The organism is Zemynaea arenosa (assembly GCF_004614185.1).
GTDB classification, from domain to species: Bacteria; Pseudomonadota; Gammaproteobacteria; order Burkholderiales; family Burkholderiaceae_D; genus Telluria; species Telluria arenosa.
In genome coordinates this window covers 19,348-29,804 of the sequence record NZ_SPVF01000038.1, presented here as the reverse complement: position 1 = coordinate 29,804, position 10,457 = coordinate 19,348, and the positions used below count along the sequence as shown (strand labels likewise).

The window sequence follows — 10,457 nt, the reverse complement described above, 5'->3', positions numbered from 1 at the left end:
GGCGCCGCGTAGTGCTGGGTCATGCCTTGCGGCGGCATCATCACGAGCTGGTTTTGCGGCACGCCGGACGACTTGACGATGCGTACCTTGCTCTCGCCTTCGGTCACTTCGAGTTCCGCGATATCGGACTCGGCGACGAGGTCGATCAGCGTCTTGAGCTTTCGTAGATCCATGTAAAACCCCTTGGAATTATTGTGTCGTGCTAGGTTGTGTGAACGCGGTGGCGGACTGGGAATCTGCGGTGATCCGCCGGAGTTGCGTGAAGATGACGTAGATTAAAGCTTTTTAAGCATGAAGTCGATGGCTAGACGATAGCCCTCGATTCCCAGGCCCGCAATCGTTCCGACGGCCACGTCCGACAGGTAGGACTGGTGGCGGAACGGCTCGCGCTTGTGGATATTGGAGATATGGACTTCCACAAACGGTATGGCCACGCCGGCCAGCGCATCGCGCAAGGCGACGCTGGTGTGGGTGTAGCCGCCCGGGTTGATGACGATCGCGCCCACGCCCTCCGCCTTGGCGGCATGGATGCGGTCGATCAGCGCCCCTTCATGATTACTCTGGAAGCAAACCAGCTCGGCACCGGCCTGGGCCGCTTGCGCGACCGCCGCCTGTTCGACATCGGCCAGCGTGTCGGCGCCGTACACCTCAGGCTCGCGGGTCCCCAGCAGATTCAGGTTGGGGCCGTTGAGCAGAAGTAGCTTTTTTGCCATGTTAGAGTATTACTTCTACGCGAAAGTCAGGCATTTTGCCCCTAACCTCTGCCATTGGCAAGCGATAATTTCCACGCGGACCGGGGCAAGGGAGGCTCACACACTGTCGCGTTGGGGCCGGTTTCTAGCGTTTTGGAGCGCGCCGGAACGGCTGGGTTCCGGCGTTTGCGTACCGGCTTGAACCGCGTCAAAGGGCGGCCAGGTCGGCCTTCAGCTGCTCGAATTTCAGGCGGCCGAGGTAGGTGCGCTTGACCTGGCCATCGGCGCCGATCAGCACGGTGAACGGCAGGCCGCCCGCCGTATTGCCGAACTCGCGGGACAGATCGGTGCCGCTCATTCCAGCCACGTAGAGCGGATAGCTGATCTTGTATTTATTGGCGAATTCCGCGATGTTGGTCGGCGAATCGATGCCGATGCCGATCACCTGGGCCTTGCCGTTGGCCGCCGCCAGCGCGGACAGTTCCGGCATCTCCTGCACGCACGGCGCGCACCACGGGGCCCAGAAGTTGACCACCAGCGGCTTGCCTTTCCATTGCGCCAGCGCCTGCTTCTTGCCGGCCGCGTCCGGGAGGGTTTGGGCGTACAGGTTCTGGGTGGCCGTGTGCGGCTGGCCTCCGGGCGTGGCGGCATAGGCGGTGGTCAGCGGGCCGGCGTCATTCTTGTGGGTGCCGACCCAGGCGCCCATGGCGCCGAAAGCGATCGCCACCAAGGCGTAAACGAGGAGACGTTTCTTCTGCATTTTCAGTAAAGTTTGGAAGATTCTTCTGCCATCAGCGCACGGACGGCTGCGGCATCGGCGCGCTGGAGGCGGCCATCGGAACGGGGCTTGAGGGCACCGCGCAGGTCGTCCAGCTCATACAGCTGGGCGTGCACGCCTTCGTCGCGCCACATGAAGCTGGCGGTCTCGACCGGGTCGTAGCGCGGGCCGCGGAAGTGCGGCGACTCGGAAATCTCGATGTTCAGGTTTTTATTGAGCAGGAAGATTTCGATCTCCTTGGCGCTCTCGGCAAAAAGCTGGAGATAGATCTCGTCGTGCTCGCCCGCAGTGCCGTTCAGCACGCTGCCGGTCAGGTAGGGGTGGAACTGTTCGAGCGCGTCCATCACCTGCAGCGCGGTGGTGCGCAGCTTGTGCACGCGCTCGGTCTGCCCGGGGTCGACGAAGATCGCCTGGTAATTGCGGACTTCGTACTCGATCTGCAGGTTGTCCGGCAGCTGGTCTGGCTTGAAGCGCTCGGTGCCGAGGATCTGGCGGGCTGCCTTGCGGCGCGCGGTGTCGTAGTCGGCGCCGTCCTGCGCGATCATGCGGGCGGCCACGGCGGCAATTTCGGCCCGCAACTGTGCCAGGCCGGAGGAAGGGTTCTGTGCCATGTCCGCATCATACAACGTGGGCAAAAACGGTGCGGCGCCGTGCACGTCCGGAACCCGGCGGGCGAGCCGGGCGGGCCCGGGCTCAGGTAAAATCCCCTTTTCGGCCTCACCAGCCGCGCACCAGATTTGGGAAAGACCATGCATATCCACATCCTCGGCATCTGCGGCACCTTCATGGGCGGCCTGGCCGTCCTCGCCAAGGAAGCCGGCCACCGCGTCACGGGCTGCGATGCCAATGTGTACCCGCCGATGAGCACCCAGCTCGAGTCGCAGGGCATCGAGCTGATCCAGGGTTTCGGACCGGAGCAGGTCGAGCTCAAGCCTGACTTGTATGTGATCGGCAATGTCTGCACGCGCGGCAATCCGCTGATCGAAGAGATCCTGAACCGCAGCCTGCCGTATGTGTCCGGCCCGCAGTGGATCGGCGAACACATCCTGCGCGACAAGTGGGTGCTGGCCGTGGCCGGCACGCACGGCAAGACCACGACCACTTCGATGCTGGCGTGGATCCTGGAAGAAGCGGGCTACGCGCCCGGCTTCCTGATCGGCGGTGTGCCGATGAACTTCGGGATCTCGGCGCGCCTGCACGGTTCGAAGCCGTCCGACTTCTTCGTCATCGAGGCCGACGAATACGACACCGCCTTCTTCGACAAGCGCTCCAAGTTCGTGCACTACCAAGCCAAGACCGCGGTGCTGAACAACCTGGAGTTCGACCACGCCGACATCTTCCCGGACATCGGCGCCATCGAGACCCAGTTCCACCACCTGGTGCGCACGGTCCCCGCCATCGGCCGCATCGTGGTCAATGGCGACGAAGCCTCGCTCGGCCGCGTGATCAAGCGTGGCTGCTGGAGCGAGAAGGAAAGCTTCGGCGTGGCCGATGGCGTGAACTGGACACTGGTCGAGCACCCGGGCGGCAGCTTCGACGTCATGTTCAACGGCGAGCAGGTCGGCCACGTGCAGTGGGAGCTGACCGGCAAGCACAATCGCATGAACGCGCTGGCGGCGATCGCCGCCGCGCGCAGCGTGGGCGTCAAGCCGGAACAGGCGGCCGAGTCGCTGTCCCGCTTCCAGAGCGTCAAGCGCCGCATGGAAGTGCGCGGCGTGGAGAAGGGCGTGACCGTGTACGACGACTTCGCCCACCACCCGACCGCGATCGCGACCACCGTCGGTGGCTTGCGCCAGAAGATCGGCACGACGGGGAGGATCCTCGCCGTACTGGAGCCGCGCTCCAACACCATGAAGCTCGGCGCGATGAAAGACGCGCTGCCCGGCAGCCTGAAAGACGCAGACCTGGTGTTCGGCTTCGGCAGCCAGCAGGCCCTCGGCTGGAGCCTCGCCGACGCGCTCAAGCCTCTCGGCGGCATCGCCCACAGCTTCGACAACCTGGATTACCTGGTGCAGGCTGTCGTCAACGCCGCCCAGCCGGGCGACCATGTGCTCATCATGAGCAACGGCGGCTTCGGCGGCGTGCACGGCAAGATCCTCGAGGCGCTGGCCAAATGATCCTGTACCTCCACGGCTTCCGCTCCTCCCCGCGCTCGTTCAAGGCGCGCGTGGTGCAGGAACGTTTGGCGGAGCTGGGCCGCAGCGATGAGCTGATCTGCCCCCAGCTCTCCGCCTCGCCGAAGGAAGCGATGGACCTCGTCACACGCCTGGTGGACCGCTACCATCCGAGCCAGCTGGCGGTGATCGGCTCGTCGCTGGGCGGCTTCTACGCCACCTGGCTGGCCGAGCGCATGGGCTGCCGCGCGGTGCTCCTGAACCCGGCCATCGACCCGCTCAAGAACCTGGAGCAGCATGTCGGCGTGACCACCGAGTACCACTCGGACAAGCCGTTCGAATTCAAGCAGGAGTACATCGCGGAGCTGCGCGCGCTGAAGGTGGCACGCGTGACGCACCCGGAGCGCTACTTCCTGATCGCCTGCACCGGCGACGAAGTGCTGGATTACCGCGACATGGTGGCCCACTATCCCGGCGCGAAGCAGAAAGTGGTGCAGGGCAGTGACCATGCGATCTCGGAGTTCCGTGACTATGTGGACGAAGTACTGGATTTTTGTATGACGAAAGACCCCGCGTGAGGACCGCCAGCCTGCGCATGGCGCGGTGGCACCGGCATCCGAACGCGGTGAATGCAGACCAAGCAACCCGCGGCTGGCTGACCAGCCCAGGTTCGCTGACCGCGAAGCTGATCGCGCACAGCACGGCCTTCCGCGTGCAGCGCCTGCACCAGACCACGGCCCTGTGCCTGCCGGACGAAGCGCACGCCATCGGCCTGCCGCGTCCCGGCCGCGTGTGGGAGCGCGAAGTGCTGCTGCGCTGCGACGATGTGCCGGTGGTCTTCGCTCACACCGTCGTGCCGATGAGCGCGACCGCCGCCGACTGGCCCCTGTTTTCGGCCCTCGGCGAGCGTTCGCTGGGGAGCACACTGTTTTACGACCCGTTGGTCGCGCGTGGCGAGCTGGAATTCGCCCGCATCCGCGACGGGCATCCGCTGATGGAGCGCGCCCGTGCCGCTCTCGGTGGAGGGCCCGCCGATACAACCCTGTTTGCGCGGCGCTGCCTGTACCGCCGCAAGCGCGGCACCCTGCTGGTGACCGAGGTCTTTTTGCCTTCGGTGCTGGCGCTGGTGCCGCAGCCAAGAAAGAACAACCGCTAAATGAACCTCTTTTTCGAAGAATCGGGCGACTTCAAGGTCGGCTCCGTGTTGTCCCAGCAGGGCGAAGCCTGGCAGGTGGAACTGCCTACGGGTAAACGCACCAAGGTCAAGTCCAAGGATGTGATGCTGCAGTTCGAGAAGCCTTCGCCGGCCGAACTGCTGGAACAGGCGCGCGCCATCGCCGCCGAGGTGGACCTGGACTTCCTGTGGGAGGTTGCGGGGCAGGAGGAATTCGGCTTCGCGGAGCTGGGCGCCGAGTACTTTGGCCATGCGCCGCGGCCGGACGAGGCGGCGGGCCTGATCCTGGCGCTGCACGGCGCCCCGATGTACTTCTATAAAAAGGGGCGCGGGCGCTACAAGGCCGCGCCGGAGCAGTCTTTGAAAGCGGCGCTGGCCGGCATCGAGCGCAAGAAGCAGCAGGCCATCGTCCAGCAGGGCTATGTGGAAGAGCTCAAGCAGGGCAAGCTGCCGGACGCGCTGCGCAGCATGGTGCCGCAGCTGCTGTTCAAGCCGGACAAGAACACCATCGAATACAAGGCGCTGGAGCAGGCCTGCGCCGAGCTGCAGACCGTCCCCGCGCGCCTGATGCTGCAGGTGGGTGGCATCGGCTCGGCCAAGGACCTGCACATGGGCCGCTTCCTGTTCGAGCACTTCCCGCGCGGCGCGGGCTTCGCGCCGGTGGCCGTGCCGCCGCCGCCCACCGACCTGCCGCTGGCCGACATCACCGCCTTCTCGATCGACGACGTGACCACCACCGAGATCGACGATGCGATCAGCGTCAAGCTGCTGGACGGGGACCTGGTCCGCATCGGCATCCACATCGCCGCGCCGGGCCTGGGCATCAAGCCGGATGACGCCATCGACAAGATCGCGCGCGCCCGCATGTCCACTGTGTACATGCCCGGCGATAAGATCACCATGCTGCCGGACGAAGTGGTGGATGCCTACACGCTGGCCGAAGGGAAGAACTGCCCGGCCCTGTCGCTGTACGCCACCCTGAACCGCAAGGACTGGTCCCTGCTGGGCACCGACACCCGCGCGGAGCTGGTGCCGATCGCCTCCAACCTGCGCCACAACGATCTCGATGAGGTGGTGAACGAGGAGACCCTCAACAACGGCACCGGCGACTACCCGCACATGCAGGAGCTGTCGCTGGTGTGGGGCTGGGCCCAGCACCTCGAAGGCCTGCGCATGAAGAAGCGCGAAGCCTTCGGTCTCAAGCCCGAGCAGAACAACCGCGTCGACTACAACTTCTATGTCGAGAACGACGTGGTGAGCGTGGTGCGCCGCAAGCGCGGGGCACCGCTGGACAAGATCGTGGCCGAGCTGATGATCTTCGCGAACTCCACCTGGGGCAAGCTGCTGCACGACAGCGGCGTCCCGGGCATCTACCGTTCGCAGGGCCAGGGCAGCGGCGCGGGCTGGAACGCCAAGATGCAGGTGCGGATGCTGACGCACGCCGCGCCGCACCAGGGCCTGGGCGTGGACCAGTACGCGTGGAGCACCTCGCCGCTGCGCCGCTACACGGACCTGATCAACCAGTGGCAGATCATCGCCTGCGCCAACTCGGGCGTGACGGCGCCGCTGGTGGCCCCATTCAAGCACCGCGACGCGACCCTGTTCTCGATCGTGTCCGCCTTCGACGCCGCCTACGCGGCCTACAACGACTTCCAGGCCAACATGGAGCGCTACTGGTGCCTGCGCTGGCTGGCGCAGGAACAGGCCAAGCAGGTCGACGCGGTGGTACTGAAGGATGAGCTGATGCGCCTCGTGGACATTCCACTCGTGATCCGCATGCCGGGCATGCCGGAGATTGCACGCGGCTCGCAGGTGCGGCTCGATATCCTGCGCTGGGACGAAGTGGATCTGTCGATCGAGGCGCGCCTGCTGGAGGTGCCGGTGGTGGCCGCACCGGCGGACATCGATCTGGAATTCGACGACGAGGAAGATGGCGACGACGCGGCCGCCGAAGCGGCGGAAGCGGAGGGCGCGGTCGCCGCCATCGACCCGCTGCCGGCCGAAGGCACGGTGCTGCCGCCGGAAGCCGCTGCCCCGCAGAGCGGCGCCGCGACGCAATAACAACGGGGGCCGTGCGCCCCCGGCTGGCCGTTTTGGTCTGGGGCGGCGTCATGTAGAATTGGCTTTTCGCCCGCCGCCTTTCGCTCACCTTGAAGTCCTTGCAGTCTTACCAATACCGCGAAAACCGCTCCATGTACGCCGCCATCGGCTTTTCGGTGCTGGCGCACGCGGTCCTGCTGGCGATCCGCTTCGTGCCGCCGGATGCCTTCCGCATCCAGCCGGCCGATCCGGGGCTGGAGGTCATCCTCGTCAACGCCAAGCATGCGAAAGCGCCCACCAAGGCCGAGGCGCTGGCGCAGGCCAACCTGGAAGGGGGCGGCAATGCGGACGCGGGCCGCTCCAAGTCTCCGCTGCCGGACTTGCGCCGCAATGACACCGGCGAAACCGTCAAGGCGGCCGAGCGCCGCATCGCGCAGCTGATGCAGATGCAGAAGGAGCTGCTGGCGCGCGCCCGCAAGTCCGACTTCAACGTCGCGCCAATCACGGACAAGGACAAGCCGGACCCCAACCGCACCGGCGAAGACCTGATCGAATCGTCCAAGGCCATCGCGCGTTCGGTGGCCGAGCTGTCCGAGCGGATCGAGGACCAGAACAAGCGGCCCAAGAAGACCTTCATCACGCCGAGTACCCGCGCGGTGGGCTACGCGATGTACTACAACCAGATGTCCAAGCGGATCGAGGACTTCGGCACGCTGAACTTCCCCAACAAGAACGGCAAGAAGCTGTACGGAGAGCTGGTGATGATGATCCCCGTGTTCCAGGACGGGACCATCTACGAGAAGGACGGCGGCTTGGAGATCAAGCGCACGTCCGGCAACGCGGACCTGGACGAAGCGGCCAAGCGCATCGTGCGCCGCTCGTCGCCGTTCGGGCGCTTCCCGGCCAATATGCGCTCGACGGATCGGGATGACCTGTGGGTGGTGGTGATCACATTCCGGTTCACGTCCCGGGACCGCCTTGATGTCGACATGAAGGGTAATTAGTCGCCATGGACCGTTATTGCGTCATCGGCGACCCGATCGCCCACAGCAAATCTCCCCACATCCACACGGCTTTCGCCGCGCAGACCGGCCAGCAGCTGAGCTATGAGCGCTGCCTGCCGCCCGCCGGCCAGTTCGTGGACACGGTCCGCAACCTGATCGCCCAAGGCTACAAGGGCGCCAACGTCACCATGCCCTTCAAGCTCGATGCCGCCGCCATGTGCCTGACGCTGAGCCCCCGCGCGCGGGCGGCCGGTGCGGTTAACACCATGAGCTTCATCGGCACCGATATCGTCGGCGACAACACCGACGGCCCCGGCCTGGTGAACGACATCGTTCGCAACGCCGGCGTGCAGCTGGCCGGTAAGCGCGTACTTCTGCTGGGCGCGGGCGGCGCGGCGCGCGGCGTGATCCTGCCGCTGCTGGGCGAGCAGCCGCAGGCTGTCGTCATCGCCAACCGCACCGTGGCCACAGCGGAAGCGCTGGCCGCGCAGTTCGCGGGCGACACCGCGCACAGCCAGCAGCTGGCCGCGCGCGGCTACGATCAACTCGGTGCGGACGCGCCCTTCGACGTGGTGGTCAACGCCACCTCCGCCGGCTTCGGCGCCGCCATGCCGCCGGTGCCTGCGTCGGTTTTCGGCCCCGGCACGCTGGCATTGGATATGATGTACGGCCGTGACCCATCCCTCTTCATGCAGTTCGCCGCGCAGCACGGCGCGAACGTGCGCGATGGCCTGGGCATGCTGGTCGAGCAGGCCGCCGAATCGTTCTTCATCTGGCGCGGCGTGCGGCCGGCCACCGAAACGATCCTGTCGGACCTGCGCCAAAAACTATGAAGAAAAAGACGACGACCGCCAAAGGCCGCCGCACCATGTTCAAGTGGCTGATCCTGGCCCCGCTGCTGCTGATCCTCGTGGTGCAGCTGTGGTACTTCGGCTGGATCGTCTGGTGGAACTTCAACAATCCGCGCGTGACCAGCATGATGAGCCTCCAGCAGGAAGCGCTGCTGGAAAAGAACCCGCGCGCGAGGATCTATCAGACCTGGGTGCCCTACAGCGCCATCTCGAATAACCTCAAGCGCGCCATCGTCGCCTCGGAAGACGCCAACTTCGCCGAACACGATGGCGTGGACTGGGACGCGCTGCAGAAGGCTTACGAAAAGAACAACAAGCGCCACCGCATCGCGGGCGGCGGCTCCACCATCACCCAGCAGCTGGCCAAGAACCTGTTCCTCTCCGGGTCGCGCAGCTATATCCGCAAGGCGCAGGAGATGGTCATTGCCTTCATGCTGGAGGCGGTGATGAGCAAGCAGCGCATCCTGGAGATCTACCTGAACGTGGTGGAGTTCGGGCAGGGCACCTTTGGCGCCGAGGCGGCGGCGCGCCACTACTACCGCATCAGCGCCGCCCAGCTGAATCCCGAGCAGGCCTCGCGCCTGGCGGTGATGCTGCCCAACCCGCGCTACTACGACAAGCACCGCGACACCCGCTACCTGGCCAAGCGCACCAATTTCATCCTGCGCCAGCTGCATGCCGCCGAGCTGCCCTGAGGGCTAGCCCTGAGGGTGAGCCCTAGGCTGGCGCACCCCTGTCCCGCTGCCTCACTGGGGCTGGCCGGGGCAGCGCCTTTACGGGTACACTTGCGCTGTTTTGCAATATCGACCCGGCCGAGAGCGCGCATGATCAACGTATTTGTCTTACAAAATGGCCGACTGAATCAGGTCCCGATCGACTCGCGCGACGACCTCGCGAGCGTGCAGCCGATCTGGGTGGACCTGACCGACCCGACCGACGACGAGCGCGCGTGGGTCAAGTCGATCTACGAAGTGATCCTGCCGGATGAAGACGAGGTGCAGGACATCGAGGCCTCGGCCCGTTACTACGAAGCGGAAAACGGCGACCTGCACCTGCGCACCGACTTCCTGCTGGAGCAGGAGGAAGGCCCGTCGCGCATCGTGACCGTGGCTTTCATCCTGGCCAAGAAGATCCTGTTTTCGATTCATGCGGAAGACCTGCCGGTGTTCCGCCTCGTGCGCATGCGCGCGCGCTCGCGCCCTGGCTCCATCGAAGACTACATGGACGTGCTGCTGGACCTGTACGCCACCGATGCCGAGTACTCGGCGGATGCGCTGGAAGGGATCTACGAGACCCTGGAAGTCGTGTCCGGACGTGTGCTGCAGGAGACCTTCACCGACAAGGACGCGGCCGACGCGCTGAATGCCATCGCCCACGAGGAAGACTTGAATGGCCGGATCCGGCGCAACATGATGGATACGCGGCGCGCGGTGTCCTACCTGATGCGCGGGCGGCTGCTCAACACCGAGCAGTTCGAGGAGGCGCGCCAGATCCTGCGCGACATCGAATCGCTCGACGGCCACACATCCTTCCTGTTCGATAAGATCAACTTCCTGATGGACGCCACGGTCGGCTTCATCAACATTAACCAGAACAAGATCATCAAGATCTTCTCGGTGGCGTCGGTCGCCTTCCTGCCGCCGACCCTGATCGCGTCCATCTACGGCATGAACTTCAAGTGGCTGCCGGAGCTGAACTGGGACCTGGGCTATCCGTTTGCTATCGTGCTGATGCTGGCTTCCGCGATCGCTCCCTTCCTGTACTTCCGCCACCGCGGCTGGCTGAAGTAAGGCCGCGCCGCCGG

Annotated in this window: 12 protein-coding genes; 8 read left to right on the top strand and 4 right to left on the bottom strand. The window is 65.2% G+C overall.

Going from position 1 to position 10,457, the window contains the following annotated elements; genetic code table 11:
* From E4L96_RS24180 to E4L96_RS02605, 4 genes are all read right to left on the bottom strand, one after another.
* Positions 1-173, bottom strand: a 173-nt coding sequence (locus E4L96_RS24180) for a DUF8684 domain-containing protein (protein ID WP_502654449.1), incomplete at its 3' end; no start/stop codon positions are given.
* A gap of 102 nt (positions 174-275) precedes the next feature.
* Complete coding sequence (gene aroQ, locus E4L96_RS02615) at positions 276-713, bottom strand: type II 3-dehydroquinate dehydratase (protein WP_135205674.1); 438 nt, start codon at positions 711-713, stop codon at positions 276-278.
* Between the two features lie 187 nt (positions 714-900).
* Entirely contained in the window at positions 901-1,452 is a 552-nt protein-coding gene (locus E4L96_RS02610) for a TlpA family protein disulfide reductase (RefSeq protein ID WP_135205673.1), read from the bottom strand.
* A 2-nt stretch (positions 1,453-1,454) separates the two neighbouring features.
* Positions 1,455-2,081, bottom strand: a complete 627-nt coding sequence (locus E4L96_RS02605; RefSeq protein ID WP_135205672.1) for a hypothetical protein — start codon at positions 2,079-2,081, stop codon at positions 1,455-1,457.
* Positions 2,082-2,219: 138 nt separating this feature from the next.
* On the opposite strand from E4L96_RS02605, the gene mpl reads away from it, so the two are divergent.
* From mpl to corA, 8 genes are all read left to right on the top strand, one after another.
* Positions 2,220-3,587: a UDP-N-acetylmuramate:L-alanyl-gamma-D-glutamyl-meso-diaminopimelate ligase gene (gene mpl, locus E4L96_RS02600; protein WP_135205671.1), complete on the top strand. Its 1,368-nt coding sequence runs from the start codon at positions 2,220-2,222 to the stop codon at positions 3,585-3,587.
* The gene (locus E4L96_RS02595) at positions 3,584-4,162 is read left to right on the top strand and encodes a YqiA/YcfP family alpha/beta fold hydrolase (RefSeq protein WP_135205670.1); all 579 of its coding nucleotides are present in this window, start codon (positions 3,584-3,586) and stop codon (positions 4,160-4,162) included. Before mpl ends, E4L96_RS02595 begins: the two co-directional genes overlap by 4 nt.
* Entirely contained in the window at positions 4,159-4,740 is a 582-nt protein-coding gene (locus E4L96_RS02590; protein ID WP_370660722.1) for a chorismate--pyruvate lyase family protein, read from the top strand. Before E4L96_RS02595 ends, E4L96_RS02590 begins: the two co-directional genes overlap by 4 nt.
* Positions 4,741-6,819 (top strand): ribonuclease catalytic domain-containing protein, encoded by a 2,079-nt coding sequence (locus E4L96_RS02585; RefSeq protein ID WP_135205669.1) that lies wholly within the window; start codon positions 4,741-4,743, stop codon positions 6,817-6,819. It begins immediately after the preceding gene.
* 131 nt (positions 6,820-6,950) lie between these two features.
* A complete protein-coding gene (locus E4L96_RS02580) occupies positions 6,951-7,802 on the top strand; it encodes a TonB C-terminal domain-containing protein (protein WP_135205678.1) in 852 nt (283 codons plus the stop codon).
* 5 nt (positions 7,803-7,807) lie between these two features.
* Positions 7,808-8,635 carry a shikimate dehydrogenase gene (gene aroE / locus E4L96_RS02575; RefSeq protein ID WP_135205668.1) on the top strand — a complete coding sequence of 276 codons (828 nt, stop codon included), beginning with the start codon at positions 7,808-7,810 and terminating at the stop codon, positions 8,633-8,635.
* Positions 8,632-9,348 (top strand): monofunctional biosynthetic peptidoglycan transglycosylase, encoded by a 717-nt coding sequence (gene mtgA / locus E4L96_RS02570; RefSeq protein WP_167758580.1) that lies wholly within the window; start codon positions 8,632-8,634, stop codon positions 9,346-9,348. Before aroE ends, mtgA begins: the two co-directional genes overlap by 4 nt.
* Positions 9,349-9,477: 129 nt before the next feature.
* Positions 9,478-10,443 (top strand): magnesium/cobalt transporter CorA, encoded by a 966-nt coding sequence (corA, locus tag E4L96_RS02565; protein ID WP_135205667.1) that lies wholly within the window; start codon positions 9,478-9,480, stop codon positions 10,441-10,443.
* Positions 10,444-10,457 lie beyond the last annotated feature (14 nt).